Consider the following 26,423-nt stretch of genomic DNA (forward strand, 5'->3'; position numbering starts at 1 on the left):
TGACCGGCGTCCACTTCGAACCTTGGCAGCGGTGCTCCGCATCAGCCTTACTTCCGCCCGCTGCCATTCCGTGCGGTAGCCTTACTGTGGCAAACGTTCCAATTATACAATTTGAACCACGCCGGCAGCCGTATATGGAATCCCGAAGGGACGGCAAATACGTCATCCGCCGGCGAACCTGCCAGGTCAGATAGGTTGAATTCGTGGTGTAGAGCACGTATCCGGCAATGGTGTAGAGCGCATCTGACCAGCCGGCCAAGGCGGGATCATCCCAGTGGGTAGAGAACAGACGATCGCGCTGCTCCGCGTCTGTCCTCTGCGGCAGCGGGCACACAAGCTGGCACGCGGGTCCGCCATCGGATCAAGGACCGCTACCTGGACGAACTGAATGAGGACGTCGAAGGAATTGTGAACACGTTGCGGAAGCTTAACGTGACCGTGCATCGACCGATGACACTCGATGCGTCCACCGTGGAGGTTCGCACCCTTGCTTGGTTGGCCGCAGTCGTGCCGCCGCTCAATGTCCGCGACATAGCGTTAGTGGTTGGAGACGAATTGATCGAGACCCCTCCTATGCTCCGCTCACGATACTTCGAGACGCAATTTCTCAAGCCAATCTTCGCGTCCTATTTCGACCGAGGCGCGCGATGGTCAGTGATGCCGCGCCCGTTGATGACTAACCGTTCATTTGACCGCTCCTACGCCCTGTCAACGACCGGTGGTCCAACGGAACCGATCCACCATCCCGGAACACATCCCTATGACGTTGGCCTCGAGATGATGTGGGACGGTGCGCAGTGTTTGCGTGTTGGACGCGACCTCGTCGTAAATATCGCTACCAAGAATCACGCGATGCCATGTGATTGGCTTGAGCGCCATTTGCAAGGACGATTTCGGATCCACCGTGCCTACAAGCTCTGCGATAGCCATATTGATAGTATGGTCATAGCGCTTGCGCCGGGGCCGCTGCTCGTGCGGTCTCGCGAGGTGGCGGACTATTTGCCAGAAGCAATGCGCAACTGGGACATGATAGTAGCGCCCGAGCCAACCAAAAATAGTTTTCCGGCTTACAACGACGACGATCTGCTGTTGTCCAGTCTTTACATTGATGTCAACGTCCTCTCGGTCGCTCCTGACGTCGTCTTAGTCAACGACGCCTGCCCCGAGCTGGCTCGGATCCTTGAACAGTTCAGCTTTCAGGTTGTCCCGGTTCGGCGCCGCCATAGACGGATCTTCGGCGGTGGGTTCCATTGCGTTACTCTCGACACGGTTCGCGAAGGCGGGCCGGAGGATTACTTCAGCTAGTACCGACGATCGTCTGCTTTCCGGGCAACGATCTGCTAAGCCGCTGCTTTGGGAGCCTCATACCTGGCGAAGCTTATGCTGCATCAGCTAGTTGGAGAAAAATCGTAGCGTAGGCTGGCATTGCCGTAGTTGAGCCACCTAGATAGACTCTCCGCCGCGTTTGAGGTCGACATTGACGGGTGCCTCTCCGGGCGCCGTAAGTCGGGACGTGCACACGCTCACATCTTGCGGCACCATTGTGCGCGTGACCGTCTTCCCTTATCAGGACGGGAGCTTTTGAATGTCATTTGATCGTCCAGTGACTTAAAGGAAACTGTTGCTTCGATGTCACCAGATCGGTGAACAGCCGATCTACGCTTGTGCGAAAAAGAGCCACCACATGTTCGATATCTATTTGAACCAAAGAAACGATCTTTTGGTCGTGCCGAGAGGCTTTGCGATCCCCGCGGGATTGGGCGGGAATTGGAAACGAAAGAAGCGGGCGGTTCGTTTCGTGAGCGACGTCATTCGTCAGGATGTACAACGGCGTGGCTACTACCGACGTCGTTTGATCTCAAGTCGGTCGAAGTCGGCAGTCGAGACCACCTCACGCTCCTAGTCAACGCAGCTATCTAATGCTGAACCGTTCTTCGGAAGAGTCCTGGCAAGATGCAGTCGAAAAGCGTTGCTTACCGCGGCGACGGCAGGCGGGTGTCGTGCAATCGGCTTTAGGAGGAAGCTCTCTTTTGAAAAGCGGCTCGCAGCTCTGGAGCTTACCTCAAAATATGTAATATGGGCTTTTCCTTAAGTCGATGGCGTGCGCGAGTTTTCAGTTGTCGATACTGAAGATACTCGCCTGCAGCCGCACGGTCTGGCGAGTATCGAAGTCGTTAAGCAGCATTTGGCTATCTATTTTAGCAGCGGCCCGGAGTGGACGGACCGTATGAAGCGGATTGCGAGCCGCGCGACCCCACTCGATGTTTTCGGCCAAAAGCTGATCGAGCGGAAGGCCGGGTGCTGGATTATCACCGAAGAGGGAAGAGAGTACTTGAGGCGCTCGAAAACTTAGATCGGGGTACTATGCAGGCGCAGGTTGAGCGAGAGATCGCGCAAGAGCCGAAAGCTGAGCTGCCGCTCCCTTTGGTTTCTCGGCTGGAAGCGAACACGGGCAGAAAGCGTCCCACGGCATGCGATTGAGCCGACGTAAACCGATGTCGACGTGGAGGAAAGCCGCTTGAACCCTTGCTGGTGGTGATGCAGTTCGACTGGATTGCGAAGTTCAATCTAGAAACAGTGTCGTTGTAATCAGTGTTGTGGAGTCGTTGAACGCGACCAAAGATATTGACCTGAGGGACGAAGGATTTGGCCTCTTCGTGCACATCAGTGTCATCGAGACGGTCGGCTAAACTGATTTCCCGGAAGGCATCCGGGTCAAATACGAGAAGGGGACCAAGAACCCCATGTATTGGTTGGCGAAGGCAGCCGACGAAGGTCTCTGCTCGTCTTTAAGCGGTCTACGCCTGTGGTGTCCTGATCGGCGGTGGACGCCAGTCGTGCTGGATTTTCAGCAAATTTCTTATCCCGAAAATTGGGCATGATCCATCAAGCGGCGGCGCTCTTTGCGCGAGTTGAATACGACCAAAAGCGAACTTGACAAAGAGCGCGTGATCAAAGGTGAGTGTGCCTTTAATCATTCTCGTCAGCCACCTCTCTAAGCAATATCGCGGAGACACAACATCTTTCCGTTCTCTGGGCGCACCTCCTTATTTGGACCTGTTGATCTCTATCGCGATTTGGCTCTCGCTTATTCGAGAGCGTGTCGGTTGTTTAGCTCCGGATATAAAGGCGTCGATTGGAACGCTATCAGAACGCGACGTGCGTATGAAGTTTACAATTGCGCAGCTGCAACAGTGCAGACACCTCGCTTCGGAAGACATGCCAAAGCTTACACTTGGCGCGATGTCCTATAATATTGTCTATTTTTTTACCGTCGTCGCGCCGAGAAAACTATGTTACAAGCCGCTCCGCTAAAAAGGAGCATTCATCGTGAAGAAAGCAACTAAGAAAAGCGTTAAGCGGCGCGAATGGACGAAGGCAGATATCAAGGAGCTCAAAGTCCACTCGAAGGCCAGGACCCCGGTGATAAAAATAGCAAAGATGACCAAACGCAGTGTCGGTGCGCTCCGCCAGAAGGCCTTAAATCTTGGAATCGGACTCGGACATCAGCGGTAGCTTGGGCCGCGCTGGTACTTGCACGGTAGGGCGGCTCGCAGGCCGCCCTCAGTGCCCATAGAAGGTTCTCTAGCAAATTGGGTTTGCCGATTCGCGCTGAGGGGTTTTTTGGATGGCGTTTCAATGTGGCGGTGGGGCTCCAGCATCCTCATTGATGGACTTTGTTAGAAAGTGTTGGTCTAAAAGGTTATGTCCGGTCGTGATTCATAATCGGCATTGAAGACATTGTCTTGCTCGTAGCCCTACCAAGGATGTTCCACATGAACGGCGGAAAAATCTCGTCTTCGTGAGTAGAGACGCGGCCAAGCGCGCTTGCTGATCGCGTTATCCCGTGGCATGTTGGATCAGGTCCGTCATTCAGCCTCCTTAGCCCCTGTCAGGGGAAGAGCGACGTTGCGGATCCGCTAACCCAAATACTTCGTGCGGCTTGGACGATTGCGCTTGTCGAAAGAAAGTTGGCCGGAGCTATAATCCAATGTGTTGACCGGCTAGCCGCGGCGCTCACTCAAGTGTGACCCCCGCGATATGACCTGATTCTTTGCAGCACTCCGCTCATATCCCGAAATGTCTTGGAGTATGCCGAGAATCAGCGAGGTGCAGTCGCATTTACATACGTAGCAACCTGCCATGTGCTCGCGCGGTCTTCGGCAAACGTCCGTATAGTTCTTTCCAACCTTCCTACATCCGAGTCAATCTTGCTGCAATTGAGCAGTTGCTTAATTTCGTTCTATTGGTCGAGCAATCGGAGGCGCGATTGCAGTTACCCTTCTGTGATCCCGCCCGATCGAAGTGAATGGGTCTTAGGTCATGAGTAGCAGCCAAAATTCTGTCGTTTCGTCGCTTTGTACGCAAGCTGTTGGTCCTCATGCGATCGGGCGGCTCGCTTTGCTTCGCCCAATCGAGCTAGCGCCGACAGGGGGGCGCGTGCCCAGCACGAGCGCCTGACGATAAGCGGACGTTTTGGTCGTTCACCTGAGTGTGCTTTCTCTCGGTCTTCCACGATCTGGGACCACACTCCTGGCTCATTTGCTGAAGCTCCATCCAGACATTGTGGCTCCGCCTGAACCCTGGTTAATGTTGGCGCTCGAGGCGTTTGGCAAGGTGGATCGGCGCCATCCGGGGGGCAGCGCACTGATTGAGGCCGCAACCTCCGAATTCTTAGGACGGATAGACCGCGCGATCGTTAGCCGCGCTTTTGCAGAAGCAGCATACGATCAGTATCTGGCAGAAGCGGGTAAGCGCATCATCATAGATAAGACACCACGCTATGGACGGTCCTTGACTTTGTTGAATCCGTCTATCCAGAAGCGCCACACATCCTTCTGATGCGCAATCCCTACGCCATCGCCGCTTCATTGAAATCGACCTGGGATTCCATGGCGGGCAGACAGCTCGCAGCCGGTCAGCGTTTCCAGTCTCACTGATCTCATGCTTCGTCTGCCCGATGGCATAATATCTTCACTCCCCGATTTGGTTTTGGGTCTTCCTAGGCTCGCCGAGCAACGTACTCGCCCGCAGGCCCATTTGGTGCAATACGAACTGCTCGTGGCGCGTCCGGACGAGGAAATCCAACGTGTACTGACAGGGCTCGGCTGTGATCCAGATGGCGTCGCATCGGCTAGCATAGGACGAGCAGATTATCTTCAAGCCAGCAGCTTTGGGGATCGAAAAAACGTGGAACGAAACGCCATCCACGGAAGCTCAGTCAAATCACGGCAATCTCAATTGTGCGTCGAGGAGATGCAAACCGTGACCGATCTGGTCGGTGCCGAGCTTTTGCTGGAACTCGGATATGAGCAGGAACTGCTGCATGCCCAGAAATCCGGAGTTCTAGACAGGGGGCGGGAGGTAACTGAACCCTATCGCCGTATATTCCGCACCTGGTGGGATATGCGAAGTACCAATGCGGGAGGATTGCCCGGCTCATCTTACGCTGGAGAGCCGGTCCACACTGCTTTGAACATTTCGGAGAACCGAGACGTGGCTATCGAGACGTTGCGAGGGGAGGTCCCGCGGCTTGAGCAGATCCTCAGCATCTCCTAAGGACGCTGGCGATGGTAACGTCTGGCAAGCTTTCTTCCCTTTTTGGCCGCCGCTCGTCGGCGAATACCTTCGGCGTAGGCCTGTACCTTCGCATCGCGAGGCAATGCTGTCACGAACATGCGCCATCCTGAGCTACGAAGCCCCGCCGCGTGTTCGGGTCATGCTCCGTTCCGCCTTTCCTGGTTGATCGCCATGAAGGCGCCATAGGCGCAGCCGAAAAGGAAGCGAAGCTCATCCTTGGCAAGCGACAGAGATGATCACTTGATGATCCGCTCTGGTCAACCGCTGGCGTGCTCGACCGCGCCCGTAGACCACGTCGGACGCGAGCTCGCATCAACGAGCCGGCCTGCAGAGGAGAGAGCAGGACAAGTACGAAGTGCGACCGTCGTCCAACCAGAGTGCCTCATCGGCGAGGTAGTTGCGCGCAACGAGCGCTGGGATGCCGGCAACTTTTGCTCGCCGCCCACGCCTTGGAACCGCCGTAAAACCGCACGCTCACCGCCGCCATATCGCTCGGTGAGACGTCCCGCGGCGAAGCGGCGTTAAGTAACTGAGATGCTGAAAGCCCAGGAATCGCTTCCAAGATAAAGCGCGCAACTTCATTGGACTTGGCTCGACGTACTCCCGGCAAATCGAGGCGACATGTTGTGTCACAAGGCCGCTCGCCAAAAGGTGTCGAACTGATTCCTGCTCGCGCAAGCATCCAAGATCGCTGGATCGCCATCAAGTGTGGCTCGCCGCGGGCTGCCAACGCCGCTCCATTGCGAGCGCAATGACGTGACACAACAGCTATGGCGGAAGGTTTAAACCGTCATGCACAGCATCCAGTAGGATCTCGCCCGGGCTGCCGAGAAGCTTCGTACCTCCATATGGCTCTTTTGGCCGGATTGCACGTAAACGGAACGATCCCGTCATTTCTCCGCAGAATCGCGCTCGCACGCGGAATACTCACGCTCGATCCAGATCTAACGTTCAAACTATTGAACCTCGCTGTGAATCCCTCGTACTCCGCTGCTTGCGTCGACTTGTCGCTGCCAAACGGGAGTACGTGAGGAAAAAGTCCCGCGAGAAAAATTCCGGAGAGGGTTGAAACGCCCGTAACGTCAAGTTGTACGATCTTCGAGCTCGCCCAGACAGCCATGTGCGTCCCAATCCCTCCACGAGCGACGGAGTGAAAATGTATCAAGTCCCAAGCAAACGCATTGGACACCCGCTGCGAACGAAGACTATCGAGTGTGCCTGCCTATCGTCCGGGCGCGACGATCTAGTACCCACTTTTCTTGGAACGTGAGTCGTGATTCAAGGTCGGGATGATACCCGAAGCAAGAGAAGTCCACCTTTCGAGGAAAGATCGCAAGGTGCTTGAGGCGTGCTGTCGCTCACCGGTGACGTTGCAGCGCGATTTGAAGCGGGCGCGGATAGTTCTGTTGGCGGCGGATGGGCGCAGCACCCGGTCGATCGCCAAGGAAGTTGGGGTCCAGCCGCGGATTGTCAGCCTTTGGCGGCATCGCTATGCCGACCATGGCCTTGAAGGGCTGCAAGACAAGCCGCGGCCTGGCAAGCAGCCGATTTATACGAAGACGACCGACAAGCGGATTCTGAAGCTGCTGGATAAGCCGCCACCGCAAGGGTTTGCGCGCTGGACCGGCCCCCTGCTGGCCGAGGCGCTGGGCGATGTCGATGTCCAATATGTCTGGCGGTTCCTGCGCAGCCACAAGATTGACCTGGTGGCTCGCAAGTCCTGGTGCGAGAGCAACGACCCGAACTTTACGGCCAAAGCCGCCGATGTTGTCGGCCTCTATGTCGCGCCGCCGGCGAAGGCCATTGTGCTGTGCGTGGACGAGAAGCCCTCGATCCAGGCTTTGGAGCGAGCGCAGGGTTATCTGAAGTTGCCCAATGGCCGCGCCTTAACCGGCCAAAGCCACGATTACAAGCGGCATGGCACCACAACATTGTTTGCGGCGCTCGAAGTCGCCACCGGAAAGATCATCGCGACCCATTCAAAACGCCGGCGCCGCGTCGAGTTTCTCGATTTCATGAACAGCGTCACCGCGACTTTTCCGAACCGCAAGCTTCACGTCATCCTCGACAACCTCAACACCCATAAAAAGAACGAGGACTGGCTCAAGGCCCACCCCAACGTGCAATTTCATTTCACGCCGACAAGTGCGTCATGGCTCAATCAGGTCGAAGTATGGTTTTCCATCTTGCAGGGGCAGTCGCTCAGCGGCACCTCCTTCACGAGCCTCAAGCAGCTTCAGGAACACATCGATGCCTACGTCAACGCATACAACGACAGAGCCGAGCCCTTCGTCTGGACCAAGAAAAAGGTCCGGCAACGCCGTTTCAAAGGCCGCCGTATCACTCAGCTCTGATTCCGGGTACTAGGCTGCATCGCCTTTCTGGCGGCAAAGCTTGCCTGACTGGGCAGTCTTACAGGTAGACCGCCGGCCGACCGGCGCCTCATAGCGCCAGAGGCGACCACGCCCAAGCCTGCACATGCGTGACAGTTGGATGAGAGCGAGCGTCGGCGCCCACTTGCGCCCGAGCGTTCAGCGCAAAAAGGCTATCTGGGAGGTCTGAAACGCATCAACGGGGAGCTTTGTGAAGGATTGCTCTCCATCCGCAATGAGAAATTGAAGGTTGTCATCCGGCGGCCTTTTGGAGCGGTCGACGCGAAACGAGACCGCGTTTCAAGGCGCTTCATTCGAAGCTATCGATGAGGAAGGCATACGCGCGCCTCCGGGGCGATGGCGCGCGTACGGCAGGTCATCGACGAACACAATGTAGGAGGAATGGTTTGACAAGACAGCGCTCTTTGCTGACGCCTGGTCCATTGTCGCTATCGTTGGCGGTGAAGAGCCAGATGCAGCTTGATCTCGCATCTCGCGATGACGAGTTCAAGGAGGTGACCGCCTGCATGAGGCGGCTGATGCTCAACTTGCTGGGAAACGCTAAGGACTATTCGGTGGTGCCCATTCAAGGAGGGGGCTCCTTTGCAATGGAGGCTGCCCTCTCTTCATTTGTGTCCCGAGCCGACAGGCCGCTCGTCTGCGTAAACGGCATCTATGGCGAGCGTGTTCTACAAATTTTGCGGCTGTGGGGGGTCGAAGCGCTGAAGCTCGTCAAGCGCGCAACCGATCCTTTGGATCCGCAAGAAATCGGCGAGTATCTGAGCCGAAATCCTGGCGTTACGCACCTGTGTTTCGTGCATTGTGAGACGACAACCGGAATCGTCAACCCTCTGCAAGAGATCGTGGAAGAGGCGAGGCGTTGTGGCGTAAAAACCATCGTTGATGGAATGAGTTCCTTCGGCGCTCTCAATATCGATCTGAGCCAGCGTGGACCAGACGTACTGGTCACATCGAGCAACAAATGCATAGAAGGGCCGCCGGGAGTAGCGTTTGTAATTGCGTCGCGCGAGCTGCTGGAGAATGCGGCTCAAGAACCGAGATCGTTTGTGCTCGATGTGAGAGATCAATGGCGCTCGCTCGAGCGCACGGGTGAGTGGCGGTCGACCCCTCCCACCCACATCGTTCAGGCAACGACAATGGCTTTGAAGATTCTGCATGAGGAGAGCATTGATGCCAGACGCTTCCGGTACGAGAAGGTCAGAGACGACCTCATCAAGGAACTCGAAGGGACAGTGTCTCCGCTGCTGTCCCCCGAGTTGCAGTCGCCGGTCTGCGTTGCGTTCAGTGCGCCGCCCGGCATAGTAGACCAGGAAGGATTCGATGGGCTGTATCGCCACTTGGCGGCCCACAATCTTTACGTCTACTCGAAGCTGCACCTTGCGACGCGAAGCTTTCGCGTCGGTTGCATTGGGGAAATCCAATCCAGCTGGATTGAGCGGTTGGGATGCGCTTTTCGTTCATATTTCCGGTCCGGTCAGGCCCGGTCAGCAAGGCCGGCGCCGGACCAAGAGGCATATGCCGCGCGCGTAAAGATGCCGGCTCAGGCAGTTGGAGACCGGCAGCTGCCGTTTTCCGCCGAGACTGCTGTTCTGCAGCGGGTTATCGGCGCGACCCGGTGACGAAAGCCGTCGCAGTGCCGATCTACCAGAATACAGCTTATGAACTCGATGGCGATCTCAACCACATCGCGGACGTCTACAACGTCAAGGCCGATGGGTTCACCTACACGAGGATTATCAATCCCACGACCCGCGCGCTCGAGAAGCGCTACGCCGCTGTCGATATGGGCAGCGACTCGCTCGCCGTTGCGTCAGGTCAAGCGGCGACGTTCCTTGCTATCGTCAATCTTTCAAGTGGCGAAGTAGGGGACAATGTCGTTGCCTCTCCATATCTATATGGCAATACCTGGAACCTGCTCCACAACACCCTAAAGCGTTTGGGAATCAGCGTGAGGACAGCAGATCCTCGAAGGCCCGAGACGTTCGAGCGAGCGATCGATGATCGCACCATCTGCCTGTTCGGAGAGGTAATATCGAATCCCTGATTCCGCTTCCCGTTAAACAGCTTGCGGAGATCGGCCGGAGGTACGGCGTGCCTCTGGTCGTAGACAACACGACTACGCCGCTGATATGCCGGCCGTCAGACCTGGGCGCTGCAGTTACAACGTACTCTGCAACAAAATATATCTCCGGCCACGGCACGACCCTCGGCGGACTAATCGTTGACAGCGGTAAATTTAGCTATCGCGGAGCTTCTCGCTTCCCCTTGTTCAATGGTCCCGACGAAGCGCATGGCGGAATTGTCTGGCACAACGCCGTGCGCGATGTCGATGACCTAGGAAAGAGCGAGTTTCTCCTCAAGGCTCGCATGACCTGGTTACGCGATACCGGTGCAGCCATCTCCCCGTTTGCGAGCTTTCAACTGATCCAAGGGCTTGAAACGCTGCCGCTTCGCATGAAGCAGCACTGCGCCAATGCCAGGATCGTGGCTGGAGTTCTAAAGGAGCATCCAAAAGTGCGTCGGGTGTTTTACCCGGGTCTCTTCGAAGGCGCCGATCGGGAAATCGTCGAACAGACACTCAACACCGCATATGGACACGGGGCGATGGTCATGTTCGAGGTGGAAGACGAACTGGCCGGGCGAAAGTTCATCCAGAACATTGACTTGATGTATCACGTTTCCAATGTGGGAGACGCCCGCACGCTCGTGACTCATCCTGTCTCGACGACTCACACCACCGTCCCGCGGGAAAAGCGCGAAGCCGCCGCCATATTTGGCGGCTCAATCCGGCTTTGTGTCGGCATCGAAGATGTCAATGACATCTTGCGCGATCTGGACAAGGCGCTTTCCGCAATCTGACAACCTGCAAGGCAATTAGGAAGAGGTTCTCATGAATCAGGCAGACGCTTGGAAACTGAGGTCATCACGCTATGAGGCCGTTCAATTCAGCCGGGAGATCAATAAGCAACTTTCGGAGCTAAGGCCCGACAACATCACAGGGGCCGCCTACATTGCGAAAGATTACGCTGTTATCGCAGCGTGCACGCTTGCGACCGTGTCTGTTTCGTGGTGGCTCTACCCGCTGGCCGTTCTCCTGATTGGTGCCTATCAGCGCGGATTGACAACCATCGCTCACGATGCAGCTCACCGCACGCTCGCGAAGAACACCACCTGGAATTATGTTCTTGGCATTCTGTTCGCCTCCTATCCCTTGTTCCAGCGACACTGGGCCTATCGGATCTCACATGTCTACTTGCATCATCCCTATCTCGGCGACCCCGACAAGGATCCCGACCTGAAGTTTTTCCTGGCCAGCGGCGTTTATGACGTGCAGCGTCCAGAGAGATACGCTTTCAACATCATCTGGAAGCCGATCTTCGGCGGCGCGACAGTGGCCTATCTGAAGTATCTCTGGACCAACCGGTTTTCGGTCGAAGATACCGAGGATCAGAGCCGCTCAGGCATACTGATTGACAGGTATGGCTTCTATCTCTTCTGGATCAGCATCTTGGCCGGGTCATATGTTCTTGGGCTGCTCCATATTGTCGTCCTGTTCTGGATCGTGCCCTATCTCACCACATTTCAGGTCCTCGGCTGGTTCATCGAACTCGCCGAGCACTCGCCAATGTGCGAAAACGAGACGCAGAACGTCTATCTCACCAGAAATCGGAAGGGAAGCTTCCTCGAGCGAGCCATTCTTGGGCAGAATCTAGATGAGTACCACCTTGAGCACCACCTTTCGCCCGGTATCCCGTTTTGGCTGTTGCGCAAGGCTCAGAAAATCCGAATGCAGGATCCGAACTACGCGAAGGTCGCCGCGACTTGGGGCGGGCTCTTTGTCAAGGGGCCTCAAGGTCAGCCTAGCGTCATAACTCAGCTGAAAGAGCGAAATCGACGGCTGTATGAGCAGTCCGTTGCCGCCGTCCGGACGCGGGGCCAGGTGGCGTGAGTCTGCAACAGCCCGAGCGCGCGCGAGCCGTTGTCGGCGTCACTTCGAACCGTCTTCTGGTCGACGGTGTGCATCGCGACTGGTTACGCCGTAAGTACGTGCAGGCACTCCATCGTCATGGGGGAGTTGCTTGCGTCGTATTGCCGACCGTCGACGCGGAAGATGCTGGGGAGGCGTTCGCCACGGCCATCATGCGCCGGCTGGACGGTGTGGTCTTGACAGGTGATGAATCGAACGTCGACCCCGCCGTCCTGTCAGCGCCTGCATCCTTAGTTGATCCTGATCGGGACGTTGAGGCTGGGATCCTTGACCGTCCTAGGGACCGGCTTTCTGCCGTAGCCATACAGAGCGCCATCGCGCTCGGAATGCCTATTTTGGGCATCTGCCGTGGGCTTCAGGAGCTCAACGTCTATTTCGGCGGCACACTCCGCCCATCGCTTGCGGAGTGGAGCCTCGAAAGCGGTGCTATGCATGCCGAGAAGCCAGACCGTCCCAGGGACCGTCAGTACGATGCCGCGCACAGCGTCAGGATATCTTCCGACGGCGCGCTCTTCCCAATCGCCCGGACGATCGAAGCCCAAGTCAACTCGCTGCACAATCAAGGCATCGAGGCGCTTGCCCCGGCGCTGAGGCGGGAGGCGTGGGCGCCTGACGGTCTTGTTGAGGCGGCTTCGGTGATTGGCGCGCCGACGCTGCAAATCGGGGTGCAATGGCACCCCGAATGGCACGTCTCAACCGATCTCCTCGGCAAGCAACTCTTCAAAGCATTCGGAGAGGCCTGTGTTGTGTACCGCGGAACGAAGAATCACTAGGGCAGATCGTGAGATTTCAAACCAAACGTGGTCAGTACAGGCCGAAAGTTGAATGCCTCAAAATCGATGCGCGCGGCCCGGTCCCTGCGAGGGCCGCGCCCCGTCGCGCGGGCACGGGAAGGGTAGACGATTGACGAATAGGTTCGCGCTGGGAGTGCTCTTTGTGGCCCTCTATGTCCTCGTGAGTGCGGCAGGCGAGGTTTATGCCGCAGCGTATTTTCAGCGAGCAGATGCGTTCGTCGCGCTCCTGCTGTCATTTACCGTGGTTTGTCTGACGTTCAATCTCTTGGCGCGCCACGACACAAGCAAGGCAGGAGTGGGGAATCGGTCCCTTTTGGTCTTCGCCGTACTCAACGTCGTGACAGCAATCAGCTGGATCGGCCTATTTATCGGCTTGAAATACGTTGAACCTGCGATCGTCGTCGCGTTCATGGTGGCGTTGGGGCCCACCGCAACTGTGTGGCTAAACGCCGTGATCAGGCGCCAGGGAGTTCCGCCAGCATCCGACATCGTCGTCAGCGCTTCGATCGCGATGATCGCGAGTTACATGATTTGGATCTCGGCCAGCGGCAACGCAGGCGTGGAGTGGGGGGCTCGATCGTCCTTTGGAATAGTCTTGGCCATCGTGGCCGGCCTATCGCTCGCCCTCACAAATGTACTTGTCAAACTGCTTTTCGACCGTGGGTTTTCCGGCCGGCAAGTGCTGGCGCATCGGTTCTATGGAACGATTATCTTGCTGCTGGGACTGGTGGACTATTCATCCATCGTGCCTGAGATCTCGCAGCATTGGTTTGCGATCGCAGCAGTTGGCGTTTCGACGATGATCGTTCCTTTGCTCTTGATCCAGCAGGGCATTCGTTACGTCGAGCCCTTCACCGTCAACATGGTCCTGTCCACCGCCCCTATCATCACCTTCCTGTTCCAGTACTTCGATTCTCGCATCGTGCCTTCGTCACATACGTTCCTTGGAAACATTCTCATTACGGCTGTCGCCGTCAGCAACATCTACTTGCAGTATCGGAGATCCGCATGAAAGAACGGAATTGTGTAATCGTAGACGCATACTCTACCGGCCGATATCTACCGGAACAGTTCAAGCGCTATGGCATTGGAACCGTGCATGTGATGTCGGCCGCACAGATTCCACCCATATTCCAAGCGCACTTTGATGCTAACCTGTATGATGAAGTCATTCGCCCCAGCGAGCGCATGGGGTATGACGACATCGTTGAATATCATCTTCAGGCCCTCCATGGCAGAGAATTTGAGTTCGTTATCGCCGGCTGCGAGTCTGGAGTCGAACTCGCCGATTCGTTGTCGGAGCGGCTGGGCTTACCTTCAAACGGCACCGCTCTATCGGCTGCTCGGCGTGACAAAGCGCGATTGTCTTGCGCGCTGACCTATGCCGGTGTGCGATCGATCAGACAAGTCGTGTCTGACAATGCTGTAGAAATCGCAAGCTGGAAGCGCGAAGCGAACTTCGACGAGATCGTGATCAAACCTCTGAACAGTACGGGAACCGAGGATGTATTCTTTTGCACGACAGATGCTGACATTCAGCGGGCACTAAGCGCGATTGTCGGGAAGACCAACCGTGTCGGAGCGTTGAATCGTTTTGCCCTCGGGCAGGAAAAAATAAACGGTCAACAATACACCGTAAACGCCATCTCGATCCACGGGAATGCCTTCGTTACGGAGGCCTGGACGTATGACACCGTTCCTATCGAGCGAGCATCATCGGTCTGTTCACTCGAGAGATTGTTGGACGGCAGCGAACCAATCGTTCAGGAGCTGTCCGACTACCTGGAACGAGCGTTGCAGGCGCTTCAGATCGCCGAGGGACCGGCTCATGCTGAGATCATCGTCGATCATCGGGGACCAGTTCTGGTTGACTTCGGAGCGAGGCTTCAAGGGACCATGTCGGCAAAAGCACGAACGATGGCGTTGGGGCACAACCATATGACCCTGACGGCCTGGTGCTACGCAGATCCCAAGGGCTTTGGTGAATATATGAGGCTGCGCGGGCCCTACAAGCGGCAGGCTCACGCACTTTGCGTCTCGTTGATCTCAGATATGGGCGGTGTCGTCGCCGGTTACCCGGGACTCGAAGCAATCCGCAAGCTGCCGAGCTTCGCAGACGCCATTGCATTCGTTCCGATTGGTCAAGAGCTTGTTCCCACGATCGACTTGGCGTCGACACCGGGCATCGTTTATCTCGTGAATAGCGACTTGACTACGCTTGAGAATGACTATCGCAAGTTGCGAGCAATGCGGATGGACCAGGTGTTCGATTTAGTGATGCAGGATCGCGACTAATGCCAACTGATCCCAGGTTCACCGGAGCGAATCCAGCCCGCGCGGCGATGGTCGGCGTCAGCGACTTCGATGGCGTTCTGCGAGGCAAACACGTCTTAGGTGAAGATCTCTCGGATGGAGATAAAGTTATCAAGTTCTCTGAAGCGGTGCTGGCGTGGGATTGTACGGACCGGGTCATTCCGGCGAGTTTCACGCAAAAGCCGCTATCAGCGTTCGGAGATGCTGACCTGCGTATTCTATCAGGCACCGGCCGTTCGGTGTCTCATCTCGGCTCTCAATATCTCTACCTCGCGGAGTTCACGGGCGCGCATGAGAACATCTGCCCGCGCGGCGTTCTGCGTAAGGTCCTACGAAGGGCTGCTGACCACGGATACGACTGCACTGCCGGGTTTGAGTTTGAGTTTATACTATTTAAGGAGAACGCAGACACGATTGAAGAAAAGCCGTTCGGTGAATGGGCTCCTTTAACTCGCGGCCCGTTCGGCTACTCGATTGCGCGCTCTATCGCGCAACATGAGCTGTTCGGTGAGATCTTGGCGCTTTGTGAGAAGGCTAGAATACCTCTCAGCGGACTACACTTTGAAACGGGACCTGGCGTGGTCGAAGCGTCACTTCGTCATTGTGATGCGCTGGAAGCCGCCGATCGAGCAACCATATTCAAGTCGATGATAAAAGCCTGGGCGCAAACGCGAGGCATGATGGCTACATTCATGGCCAAGGTTTCCGAGAAATGGCCTGGCCAGTCCGGCCATATTCACATCTCCATGTCCTCGGATAGTCAAAATGCGTTTTACGACGGTGATGCGTTCGGCAACGTCTCCGATCTTATGAGGCAATTTATCGCCGGACAACTAGAATACATGAATGAGTTCTGTGTGCTCGCTGCGCCAAACTTCAACAGCTACAAGAGATTGGTACCTGGCTCCTGGGCACCAATCTGTCCAAGCTGGGGAGTCGACAACCGCTCCTGCGCGGTTCGCGCCATTCCGGGAGAGCCATCTGCCCATCGCCTGGAGTATAGGCTGCCTGGCGCAGACGCGAACCCATATCTCGCGCTAGCATGTGCGATTGGTTCGGGAATATTGGGCGTCGAGACAGGTCCGGCACTACCGGCTTCGATCGTCGGTGATGCAAGCGTGGAAATGTGTCGTCCGTCCGCGAGACTGCCTCAAAGCCTATCAGAGGCAACATCTCGGTTTGCAGAGTCTGCAGCGGCCAGTGATGTCTTTGGAGAAAGGTTTGTTGGAGCGTTTTCTTGCTCGCGCCATTGGGAGTGGCAAGCCGTTCAACATCGGGTCACCGACTTTGAACGTCGGAGATACTTTGAGATCATTTAGCTTGGGCTCTTCGACAGTTCTGGAGATCATTCTTCTGGCCGGTGCCGGCAGGGCTACTGCGGGGGTCTGTGCCGCTAATGTTGGAGTTCATGCAGAGAAAATGTGCGTTACTCGTAGCGTTGAAGACGCCCGGCGCTTGGTTTGAGGTGTGATCTTTTCAATCAAACTTATAGGAGGCCTGAAAGAACGTACCCCAGCGCTCCATGCTGTACTTCGCGAATATGGCCGGATCACCGACGCAGCCGCTGCTGCTGCACAAAGAGTCGCCCCGCTTTTTGGTCCACATGGACCAGTAGCGCCCGCCGACGCCGACGCTGAAGTTCTTGGTGAAGAAGTAGGACAGCACGCCTTCAACCTGGACGCCGCCGCCACCGTTGCCCCGCTGTTCATCGAAGGTGGTCTCGTCGCGCAAGAGATGGTGGTCACGCCCTTTGAAATCGGTCCAGGACAGGTAGGCGACATCGGTGTTTAAGCGCCAGCGCTCAGAGAGCATGGTTTCGGCGCTTAGGCCGACACGAGGTGCATTCCACTGAGTATTCTGGCTGCCGATGATAGTGTCTGGGTTCGCCGGACAAGTGTAGCGGGGGTGGGCAATCTGCGTTCAACCGATGGAGTCGGAACTCTGTTCGTAGTAGGTCCAGCCGATAAATCCGCCGACCTTGTAGTTGGCGCCGCGCAGGAAATCGTAACCTAAGTCTGCGGTAAAATAGGTGAACCGTCCGTTTCGTTGCCGTGATGCGTTGTTGATATAGGAGAGTTCCCGATCGGCGAGCCAATCTTCATTGTTTATGTTTCCTTTATCGAAGCGCCCGAGGCCAATGTTGCCCTTCAGGAACACTCCCGATGGGCTGTCGACACGGCCAAATAGCTCTCCCGAAAGTCCGTCAAGGCCATGATAGGTGAGCCTCGATACAAGGACGCTGGGGTCTAGAGGCAAGTAGGGCGCTACACTGTGGTCCCATTGGAATCGTCCGCGGCTGAGCCAGAGCCGCGATCCGCCTTCGAACGACCAACCATCTGAATAAGCAATCGGCGGCGCGCCGACTGGAGCCTTCGCGTACTGCGGCACATAGGACCATTGCGCCGTCCACGGGTCGGCGCCAAAATGGTAATTCAATCCAATCTTTCCGATGTGATAGTTGCTGGACGGGCTCGTTGTGTTCGCCGGAACAATTGCGAACGGCGGACCCTGCACCGTCGGAGGTGTCGCGACACTCGGGCCACCGAAATTCAGATAGTCATACTCAGCTGCGACCGACCATGCGGGCGTAAGCGCCTGCTCGACGCCCAGCCCGATGATGCCACCGATGCGACCGTAGTCGAAATGGGTTTTCTCCTGTGGCACGAGTCCGCCTTCATGGTTATTGATGACGTCGCCCTGATTGTTTTGCCAAGCTGCACCTCCCTTGAGATAGGCCAGCGTGCCACCCGACGCGCCAAACGTGTAACCGACACGACCGGTCGCGGTGGCAAAGATGTTCGGACCTGCCTTGCAGTTTGCACTCACGACAAAGCCGGACGACGCGAGGCAGGTATTTGTGCCGTCTGAGACAGCACCGCTGACATCGAGTTCGACGCCAAACACCCAGCCGTTCTTCTGCCAATTGTAGCCGATCTGGCCACCTGCGAGGAACGTCGGCGTATCGACTATGCCGCCATAGATTGACGGACCGTAGGGATTGCTGAAGGAGGTTCGGCCGTACCCGCCGCCGACGTGTCCACCAATATAGCCTCCGGACCAGTTCCACACCGCCGCGGGCAGTTTCACTTCCGGCTCAAGGTCTGCCGCATTCGCCGCACCATTTGCGACGAGCGCAATTGTCGTGGCTCCCAAAAGAAGAACTCCAGGTCGCATTCAACACGTCCCCTGCAGTTTCTCGGTCCATAACCGAGCGTCCATAAGCTATCGCCGCAGCAAACCGTCGGGGCGGAGCAGACGCTAACAGCGACACGCGCCGAGTCCGTCCCGAAGACCATCGCGCTGCGATTGGTGATGATGCCGCAAAGAGAGCAAGTCGCGTGCCGAAGTGAATTCGCAGGCTTTGCGGGCACTTCGTCGCGGCGTGTATCGTCAAGCTGCTGACATTTGTCTCAATACCGACAGCCGCGCGGCCACTGCCCCACCAATACTTGGCTAGCGCGGTGTCATGGGCCGAAGCGCACGATGCGCCGGTCTCACTTTGGCTACCGGAAGCCTTGCTGCCTCAACAGGTGGAAAGACAGTGCGGAACGGGCTCGTCGCTTCGAAGATATTTGAGATCGATCTGTGCTCCCGAGCGCTCTCATCGAGAGCACTCTTCATTTGACGCCGCTCTAGTCTTCAGACGATATCCTTGCTCCTGCGGGTTGGGATCGAGGCTCTCACAGGTCTCTCCGGCGATTACACGTTCTGCGTCACTCCACAGAGTATCGGCACTGGCGTGTTTTCGGGGATAGATTGCGGCCCCTCTATACCAGCTCATCGGCTGTATCATTTATTGCGGTGTAGATTTCGTCGAGGTCTGCCGCTGTGACGCAAGACGGGGGCACGACGTAGATCGTATTCCCCAAGCGGGCGCAGCAGTAAATTTCGATCGTTTAAGAACGCCAGAAGCGGCACGCGAACGCGTAAGCCGACCGGGACCGATATTGGCGAGGTATCCTTCGTCAGCGACTTTCAGTTTAAGTTCTGTGATTCCAGTGAACCGCGCGGACCTGTTTGCTGACGCGGAGATCGCCTTGCGCGGCCGTCGTCTCGTAGAGCGCGTATAGTTGGGCTAACGCAGCGCCGGTCAGGTCGTGGAGATCCGGCGCCTCCTCCGGCGAGAAAAGCGTCCACGGGCGCTGAACCCGAGGTATGCAGCACGGCGGTGATGCGGATACGTGCGCCGAGATGCTCGGGATTTGCCGGGATGATCGTCATCGGCTCGGAAGCCGCGTGGAACAGCAGGCCATAAGTGCCGATCGCACCCCATAATCGGCAACACTAGAGTCTAGCGAACCTGAACCCGCGGTAAGCGCGCCGCAGGCAAGCGGACGACGAGCTGGCTGTCCGTGATGTCGATGACTTCCTTGCGCTTTCTCCCGTCATCGTACCGCAATTCGAACGACACTCCCGATCCAGATGGGGCAAAGGGCTCAGGCGTAAGGCTGATCCACCCCGCCCCCAAATTCAGAATGATCGGTCGATCCGCCCGGAATCGCGCGTCGAGCAGCACCAAGTCCAATCGAAGAGACTGGAGCCGCACGTTGAGCCGTCGCCGCACGCCATCACGTGGCCAGATACGCAGGGTGTGAGCGAACGTCTCCATGATGCCACCGTGACAAACCTGCCCAAAGATGGGATCGTCGGCAACGATCGTCGCAGCAGCGCGGACCGCCCCACAAAATCCCAGGTCGATCTCGCACGAGTAATACCACGTTCCACGGTGATGCGGCTGACCGAGCCATGTGGTGCCGCTCGGCGCCGGCTCGAAGCCGCCACCGGCCGCGCCGTCATTCTCCTCGCCCGGATACCAATAGCCATGACCCGCCGACGCAGGGCCGCTGTTCAGCAAAGCCCACGCGCTGAGTTGTGAGGCATAGCCGAGACGAAGGAGCGGATGCGGGTCGTCTGCATCGTTCAGCGCATGATCAAGCAGCGCCCAGCCACCCATCTGCGCCATGTAAGTCAGCGTATAGGCGTCGCCCGCAGTGTGGCGATAATCGCTGCCCAGATAGTAATAAGCAGGTTCCAGCCAGCCACGGCAGAACAGATTTGCAGCGATCTGACGCTCCGAGAAGGCACGCGCCGCCGCCTTCGAAACCCCCATGGCGACAGGGTCGTCAAGGGCCGAGCGCGCCAGTGCCTGCGTTGATTCGAAGGCTGTGGAATCGAACGGATATTCAGACTTGAACAGGTCCGCCTTCGGATCGACGAAGGCGCGCACCTTACGCGCCCAGTGCGCCTCCAACGTCGCCGCCTCGCGCGTCAAGCCCGCCGTCGTGAGCGCCGAAACCAGTTCGGGGATCACACATTCGTTGTAGAAGCCGGTGCGGTAGGCAGACCACATCACCACGCGCATCGGCACCGTGAACATGGCCAGCGCCGTACCGTAGGCGCGTACCAAATAATCTCGTGCGCTCTGGCGGGTGGGTATCGCGGGATGGTCACGCGCGATGCGGTGCATGGCCAAATACATCGCGAAGATGTGCGGATAGTCATAAGGCCGCCAGATATGCAGGCGACCCTTCGGGCCGGGATCGCTGCTTTCCCTGTTCTGCTTCCAATCGGGTATGCCGTAGAGGCCGTAGGCGTATGCCTCCTGTGTGGTACGTTGCAGCCCGCCCCAGACGAACGTGTCTATATACCGATCCAGCGCCGCCACTTCCGCCACATCAGGATGCTCGGCATTCTTGGTCGCGAGGTAAGCGGGCTTGCTCAGCCCGGGATCATCACACGTCACCTCGTAGATGCGCCAACCCTTGATCCGGTCGTAATTGTCCGGGCCAAGCAGGACCTGCGTCTCCATATTCCACTCGCCAAACAAACCGTCGTACCATTTGGACGGGTCACGATGCTGCCGCTTCACGATGAAGGTTGCGCGCTTCTTCATCATCGTCTCGACGGGCTCGGTAGCGGAGAATTCAAGAAATGTCTGGCGCGCACCCGGCTGGTGCAGGGTCAGCCGGTTCTCGCCCAATCGCGAAAAGCGAACCCGCCACAGGCGCCTGCCAGCCCGATCCGGCAACCGTTGCACCACCGTGTCGCCGGTAAATTCCGCTTCGATTCGCTCCACCGGAATGGAGGACGCGAGCGCGATGTCGACATGCAGGTCATTGGGAACCGTCATGCCCGGCATCACTTCCACGTCCACCAGACCGGCGTCCGCGATAGCCCTGCGCGCCGACTCGTAATTGGCAACCCATTGGAAGCGGAGACGGTAACGCCGTTGCTCGGCCGGCGACAGGGACAGGGAATGCGTCGGCTGTCGCCAGCGAGTCCCCGCCGCCACTGCCTCGCCGGCGGCCGCTCCGCCCAAGATGTAGGCGCACCACGTCCCACTGGCTTCGGCCGAATCCTTGTGGACATCCCAATATTCCAGTGACGTGTCCGCTTCCGGTAAGAGCATGAGGAAGGGGCCGGTGCTGTTGCCGCGAATCCAGAAGATGTGCGATCCATGCCCCGAGACGAAGCTGTGCTTCAAAACAGCCACCGATGCCGGTTGCCCTGCCGGAAATTCGGTGTTCATCGGCATGGGAAAATAGAGGTCGCCAACCTCCACGCTCGCCATGCCGTCGTTCCGCAGCATGATCTCCCACGTCAATCCAGCCTCGTCGACTGCGAGGCGGGTCGTGAGAAGGACGCCGGCATCGCGGGCTGCTAGTTCAAGGGCCGCGCTATGCATCGGCTTCGTTGCATCAACGCCGGTTCGAAGCGTATGCCACTCGGATCCGGCACGCCGAACTCTAGCGTGAGCCGTCCCCAGCACGGCTCCAGGCAGAACATAATCCGTGTCATACGCATCGTTACGATAACGCAAGGAGGTAATGCCGTCTTGTGTGCACCCAACGACGAAGGGAGAGTCGACCGCCTTCAACACCATGGCAACCTTGCGCTGCGGCCGATTGGGTGTAGGCAGCGTAACGCCCCCGAAAAACGCGCTACCCAAGAAGCTACTGCCCAACAGCATCGTACGACGCGTATACGTCCAGGCTTTAGACATGGCTTTAGACTTCGTCATCAACCGTATCCGGGATCGCTCCATACGGATGATCAAGGCGTGCCGTTTCCCGCCGTAAACGTCAACGCGACAAAGCGACATACGTTCTCAAGTACCCAGCGTTCGGTTGCCACCGCTTCGTCACCATCGGTCCTCACGGTGCCCTTGGACACCAGAGCTTGCTCGCAAGGAGGCCAAGCTGCTCTTGGGCCTAGTTGCCAATGGCAAAGACCCGGTCGATGACAAAGTTCACGGCGCGCCTGAGGCATTCGGCCGAGCGCCGCCCCTCGACATTGCGCGGCTTCCACTGCCTGCTCACTACTGCGTAGTCTTACTTAATCAGAGTGTCGCGGCTTTTACCGAGAAGATTCCTATTTTTGAGAAGACTCATCTATTCGGCGTGCGGAGAGGCTGAGATGGGTCGGGTAAAATGGGGGACGTCGCGTCGAGGTTTTCGGCGTATGTTGAGGGTTTTACGAGCGTGATCGGGGACGGAGGCCGAGCCAAACCGCTTCGCGATTACTCCGCCGGTCTGATGATGCCTTGCGATCGCAAGAGTGTCGAGCCGATGGCCGCCATCACGGCTCCTGAACGGAGAGCAGCGCAACACCAGTCGTTGTTACATTTTGCCGGTCAAGGCGACTGGTTGGGTCAGCAAGTAAATTTTGTGATTTGTAGTGCGTCGGAAGGACTGGATGTAGGCCAGCTTGGGACATGAGGAACATTAATCGTGAGCTCCGCGCTCGCGAGGGCGCCATTCCGGCACCAGCGCGAGGCAGGCTGAGCGTCGACGACTTCTGTGCCCTCAAGGAAATCACCAAATATTGCCGATGCGGTTGCGGAGGCAGCGCGCGCTCTCTGCCGCGCAATCGTCTGATGCTTTGCGACGTCACCACGACTTTCACGAGATGGGCCTGCCGACATTTCGATGTCGTCGAAATCAACACTCTCTTGGGCCGAAATCTTCCGGACCTGGAAGCTCTCGCCGTTGCACAAGTGCAACGACATTTCGCTGCGATCGGCGAGGCAGACGAACGCTGGGTGGGCGATGGTATGCATCGCATCGAGGGCGAAGAGACTGAGATCTGTCCCTTCTGCGCTCAGGACCATGCGAATTCGCCGCGCATCGAGACTACCGCGCGTACTTCAGTGAGGGCTAAAGACGGCGGAGCAGAGCAATATTGTTGAAAGATACAAAAAGAGAAGGAAGGTTTATCGCGAAATGACAAGAACGCGTAGTCAAATAGCGGACCAAAGTAATGTGTTTAGTGAATGAGTGAAGGACTTGATTCCCTTTCCAGAAAGAACAAATGTTGCCGAGAAAATACAAGAGATTCTAACAAGCGCGGCGAACCGGGCGCCGGAGGAGCCTATTTTTTGACGAATATCGAAACGTTTGCGAGGCGCCGCCGGCGCACGAAGTCGTGCCTCGCGCGCTTTGCTTGTCACCTGAGCATAGGGACGTCCTTTTATGGATCCAATCAGGGCAGCAGAAGACAGCCGATGAAATTGCCGAGCTCAATCGCAACGTCGATGCGCAGCAAGCCGAGCTAAGGCGGATCTCGGATCAGATCGCAACCCTGACCCAAAGAATCGAGGGGCTGCAGAATCCGGCGCCTGTTGCTTCTCCTGCTCCTGCTGCTTCTTTGCCCCCCGCGCGCACCACATCCAAGCCGGCCAAGAGAGACGTCCGGCCCTCGAAACCGCAGGGGCTGGTTTCCGTCGGAGGCGGGCCGCTGACTGCAGAGCCAAGCACGGAACAGCGCGGATTACCACAAAATGCCTGCCATATGAGGCTTCGCCTTCCAACCACGTCGAAAACCGACGGTCCACCATCTTGATTGGCAGGCCGAGCCTCTCATTGCTCCGCGCGGTTTCGGAAATCCTGTGCGAGTCGCAAGAAGTTCTTAAGCAGGACGTGCCCCTGTGAGGTAAGTATCGACTCGGGATGGAACTGGACCCCATAGGTGGGATAATAGCCGTGCGTGAGGGCCATGATCTCGCCTTCCTCCGAACGCGCTGTCACTACGAGGTTCTGCGCACATGACTGATCAAGCGCGACGATAAGAGAATGGTAGCGTCCGACGTCAAGCGGGGTTGGCAGTCCCTTGAATAACCCTCGGCCGTCATGCGCAACGTATGAGCGCCGACCGTGCATGGGCCGACGCGCACGCGCCACCCGTCCTCCGAAAACGCTTGCAATACACTGATGTCCAAGGCAGATGCCGAGAATTGGTACGCGTCCTGAAAGTTCGCGAACCACTGCTGTCGATATTCCTGCCTCAGTTGGGGTGCAGGGGCCGGGCGATATGACCACCGCGCGCGGGTTGAGACCAACGAGCTCGCTGATGCTGATAGCGTCGTTTCGGATCACTTCCGTTGCTTCACTGAGCTTGTGGAAATAGCGGGCAATATTGAACACGAAGGAATCGTAATTATCGACGATGACAATCAAAATGCACCAGCTGGTTCAGTACCAAATGCATCAAAGATTCGCTCTGCCTTGGTGAGCGTTTCCTCGTATTCGGCCTCGGGCTTCGACAGGGCCGTTATACCGCTGCCCGCATGAAACACAGCCAGGTCGCCGTCGATCGTGACAGTGCGGATCGCAATACTGGTGTCCATGTGCCCGTTGAAGCCGATGAAGCCGATCGCCCCACAATAGACCTCTCGCGCTATGCGCTCGATTTCTGTAATAATTTCCATCGACCGCGGCTTTGGCGCTCCCGTAATGGAGCCGCCGGGAAAGCAAGCGCGGAGCAGGCTAACGGCGTCTTCGTCTCCGGCAAGTTTCCCCGTAACGATCGACACGAGATGGTGCACCGAGGCATAGGACTCGAGATTGCATAGGGCCGGAACCCCGACCGAATGCGCAGTGCAAACGCGTGACAGATCGTTACGCAAAAGGTCGACAATCATCGTGTTCTCGGCCTGATCCTTTTCGGAAGCGAGGAGAGCAGCCGCACGGCGGTGGTCTTCCTTGGGATCAGGCGAACGCGCTATCGTGCCCTTGATGGGGCGTGTCTCGACTTGTCGCCCCTCAAGTTTCAGGAATCGTTCCGGCGAACTTGATGCGATGGTCAGCTTTCCCCATCGCAGCAGGGCCGCAAAAGGCGCCGGATTCAATGATCGTAGCTGGCAATAGAAGGCGAGCGGATCAAACGAGGTCGACAGGCGGGTGCTGAAACGCTGCGCAATATTTGTCTGGAACACGTCACCCGCGAGAATCAAGTCGATCACGCGTTGTACCGCCGCAATGTAGCCGTCGCGGCTGAAGTTCGAGCGCCACGCGCCCGCTTTGCTGGGACAACCCTTCTGTGGCGCGTTTGGACCGGCAAGCAATGCTGCAAACTCGTCGGCTCGACGAAGCGCTCGTTCGCTCCGTCGCACGCGATCCTGCTCCGGCCATCCGGTCGAGACGATCCAGCATTTGTTATCCCGGTGGGCGAAGCTGATGACCACGTCATAGAAATGCAGGATGGATTGGGGCAAACCCAGACCGGCAATTGGCGGGGCAGACAATCGCTCCAATGTCCTGTTCATGTCGTAGGCAAGGTAGCCTGCCGCTCCTCCCTGGAATGGCGGGAGATCGGGACGATGCTCTTGCGGGTACTTCGCGAGTAGCGTGCGAAGGACCTTCCATGGATCGGCCTCGAGAGTCAGTCCGTTCCAACTGGCTTGGCCGTTCGCGACCCTGTAGGTGCTGAAGGGGTCGCACGTTAGATATGAGTAGCGCCCAAGCAGCTCGTGCCTTGCTGCGCTATCGAGAAACGTGAGATGCGATCGATGCCCAAGACGTCGCATCGCTGTGACAGGTTCAACCCACTGCAACTCGCGAACGTACATCGGGTTATCGGTCACAGGCGGCTGACGTCGTGAAAGTGCCGTTCCATCTGTTGCCCCACCGATGAGAATGACTCTTATCTGTGCTGGGCCGAAACATGAGGCCCATTGCCAAGTTACGCCGGCGGCGGACTTTTTGCTGCGACAGCACCAGGATCATCCTGCCGTGGAGGCGAAAGGGGTATCTGTTGATACATCGTAGTCGGCCGCGAACCGCAGCTCGCGGAGCGGTCGGACCCGTTTAATCGATTCCTGGTAGAGATCGTGCGCTTTGTACGCTGCGAGCTCTGTCTCGCTGTCGAACTCACCATAGACCACGATGTCGATATCGTTGCCGAGCTGATCGGTCTTGCGGTTACGGGCAACCTCAAGCCGGCGCGCATGCGGTATCGTGCTGAGAAGCGAAAGACCTTCGATGATCTGGTGGATATGCGCCTCGTCCTTGGCGCTGAAGAAAACGATGTGACGAATCATGGCCGTCCGTGGAGATGTCGCTAGCGGGTGCCATAACT

Annotated in this window: 19 protein-coding genes and 2 pseudogenes; 14 read left to right on the top strand and 7 right to left on the bottom strand. The window is 57.3% G+C overall.

Annotation, left to right across the window (positions count from 1 at the left end; genetic code table 11):
* The first annotated feature begins 432 nt into the window (after positions 1-432).
* From BJA_RS10130 to BJA_RS10175, 12 genes are all read left to right on the top strand, one after another.
* Positions 433-1,305 (top strand): glycine amidinotransferase, encoded by an 873-nt coding sequence (locus tag BJA_RS10130; RefSeq protein WP_197535737.1) that lies wholly within the window; start codon positions 433-435, stop codon positions 1,303-1,305.
* A 3,189-nt stretch (positions 1,306-4,494) separates the two neighbouring features.
* Positions 4,495-4,842: a sulfotransferase gene (locus BJA_RS43610; protein ID WP_011084869.1), complete on the top strand. Its 348-nt coding sequence runs from the start codon at positions 4,495-4,497 to the stop codon at positions 4,840-4,842.
* Between the two features lie 201 nt (positions 4,843-5,043).
* Positions 5,044-5,559 (top strand): NoeE-like protein, encoded by a 516-nt coding sequence (locus BJA_RS43615; protein ID WP_244442032.1) that lies wholly within the window; start codon positions 5,044-5,046, stop codon positions 5,557-5,559.
* Between the two features lie 1,310 nt (positions 5,560-6,869).
* Positions 6,870-7,934 carry an IS630-like element ISRj1 family transposase gene (locus tag BJA_RS10145; RefSeq protein ID WP_011084514.1) on the top strand — a complete coding sequence of 355 codons (1,065 nt, stop codon included), beginning with the start codon at positions 6,870-6,872 and terminating at the stop codon, positions 7,932-7,934.
* 491 nt (positions 7,935-8,425) lie between these two features.
* Entirely contained in the window at positions 8,426-9,592 is a 1,167-nt protein-coding gene (locus tag BJA_RS42925; protein ID WP_236842186.1) for a 2-aminoethylphosphonate--pyruvate transaminase, read from the top strand.
* Complete coding sequence (locus BJA_RS43620) at positions 9,589-10,017, top strand: PLP-dependent transferase (protein WP_011084873.1); 429 nt, start codon at positions 9,589-9,591, stop codon at positions 10,015-10,017. The genes BJA_RS42925 and BJA_RS43620 overlap by 4 nt, the downstream gene beginning before the upstream one ends.
* Positions 10,018-10,064: 47 nt before the next feature.
* A complete protein-coding gene (locus BJA_RS43625; protein ID WP_011084874.1) occupies positions 10,065-10,832 on the top strand; it encodes a PLP-dependent transferase in 768 nt (255 codons plus the stop codon).
* A 31-nt stretch (positions 10,833-10,863) separates the two neighbouring features.
* Positions 10,864-11,922, top strand: coding sequence for a dhydrorhizobitoxine desaturase (gene rtxC, locus BJA_RS10155; protein WP_011084875.1), 1,059 nt, complete (start codon positions 10,864-10,866; stop codon positions 11,920-11,922).
* The gene (locus BJA_RS10160) at positions 11,919-12,734 is read left to right on the top strand and encodes a gamma-glutamyl-gamma-aminobutyrate hydrolase family protein (protein WP_011084876.1); all 816 of its coding nucleotides are present in this window, start codon (positions 11,919-11,921) and stop codon (positions 12,732-12,734) included. Before rtxC ends, BJA_RS10160 begins: the two co-directional genes overlap by 4 nt.
* Before the next feature lie 163 nt (positions 12,735-12,897).
* Positions 12,898-13,767: an EamA family transporter gene (locus BJA_RS10165; protein WP_223153700.1), complete on the top strand. Its 870-nt coding sequence runs from the start codon at positions 12,898-12,900 to the stop codon at positions 13,765-13,767.
* On the top strand, positions 13,764-15,050 hold the full coding sequence (locus BJA_RS10170; protein ID WP_011084878.1) for an ATP-grasp domain-containing protein: 1,287 nt from the start codon (positions 13,764-13,766) through the stop codon (positions 15,048-15,050). The genes BJA_RS10165 and BJA_RS10170 overlap by 4 nt, the downstream gene beginning before the upstream one ends.
* On the top strand, positions 15,050-16,387 hold the full coding sequence (locus BJA_RS10175) for a glutamine synthetase (RefSeq protein WP_011084879.1): 1,338 nt from the start codon (positions 15,050-15,052) through the stop codon (positions 16,385-16,387). The genes BJA_RS10170 and BJA_RS10175 overlap by 1 nt, the downstream gene beginning before the upstream one ends.
* A 157-nt stretch (positions 16,388-16,544) precedes the next feature.
* Here the strand turns inward: BJA_RS10175 and BJA_RS42935 are convergent, their stop codons facing one another.
* From BJA_RS42935 to BJA_RS10185, 4 genes and pseudogenes are all read right to left on the bottom strand, one after another.
* The gene (locus tag BJA_RS42935) at positions 16,545-16,880 is read right to left on the bottom strand and encodes a hypothetical protein (protein WP_014497773.1); all 336 of its coding nucleotides are present in this window, start codon (positions 16,878-16,880) and stop codon (positions 16,545-16,547) included.
* Positions 16,881-16,988: 108 nt separating this feature from the next.
* Positions 16,989-18,242 (bottom strand): outer membrane protein, encoded by a 1,254-nt coding sequence (locus BJA_RS10180; RefSeq protein WP_011084880.1) that lies wholly within the window; start codon positions 18,240-18,242, stop codon positions 16,989-16,991.
* Between the two features lie 936 nt (positions 18,243-19,178).
* A pseudogene (locus tag BJA_RS43995) lies at positions 19,179-19,322 on the bottom strand (IS91 family transposase); the annotation flags it as partial.
* Between the two features lie 37 nt (positions 19,323-19,359).
* The gene (locus BJA_RS10185) at positions 19,360-22,170 is read right to left on the bottom strand and encodes a DUF5695 domain-containing protein (protein WP_011084882.1); all 2,811 of its coding nucleotides are present in this window, start codon (positions 22,168-22,170) and stop codon (positions 19,360-19,362) included.
* A 328-nt stretch (positions 22,171-22,498) separates the two neighbouring features.
* Here BJA_RS10185 and BJA_RS44000 point away from each other — a divergent pair.
* Both BJA_RS44000 and BJA_RS10195 read left to right on the top strand, forming a co-directional pair.
* Positions 22,499-22,729: pseudogene (locus tag BJA_RS44000) on the top strand (transposase); the annotation flags it as partial.
* A 53-nt stretch (positions 22,730-22,782) separates the two neighbouring features.
* Positions 22,783-23,256, top strand: a complete 474-nt coding sequence (locus BJA_RS10195) for a hypothetical protein (RefSeq protein ID WP_011084884.1) — start codon at positions 22,783-22,785, stop codon at positions 23,254-23,256.
* Between the two features lie 670 nt (positions 23,257-23,926).
* Here the strand turns inward: BJA_RS10195 and BJA_RS10200 are convergent.
* The 3 genes from BJA_RS10200 to BJA_RS10210 all read right to left on the bottom strand — a co-directional run bounded on the left by BJA_RS10200 (position 23,927) and on the right by BJA_RS10210 (position 26,385).
* Positions 23,927-24,523 carry an anthranilate synthase component II gene (locus BJA_RS10200; RefSeq protein WP_014497769.1) on the bottom strand — a complete coding sequence of 199 codons (597 nt, stop codon included), beginning with the start codon at positions 24,521-24,523 and terminating at the stop codon, positions 23,927-23,929.
* A complete protein-coding gene (gene pabB, locus BJA_RS10205; RefSeq protein WP_038967940.1) occupies positions 24,520-25,914 on the bottom strand; it encodes an aminodeoxychorismate synthase component I in 1,395 nt (464 codons plus the stop codon). The genes BJA_RS10200 and pabB overlap by 4 nt, the downstream gene beginning before the upstream one ends.
* 153 nt (positions 25,915-26,067) lie before the next feature.
* Complete coding sequence (locus tag BJA_RS10210; protein WP_011084888.1) at positions 26,068-26,385, bottom strand: Dabb family protein; 318 nt, start codon at positions 26,383-26,385, stop codon at positions 26,068-26,070.
* Between the last annotated feature and the right edge of the window lie 38 nt (positions 26,386-26,423).

The organism is Bradyrhizobium diazoefficiens USDA 110, assembly GCF_000011365.1.
GTDB lineage: Bacteria > Pseudomonadota > Alphaproteobacteria > Rhizobiales > Xanthobacteraceae > Bradyrhizobium > Bradyrhizobium diazoefficiens.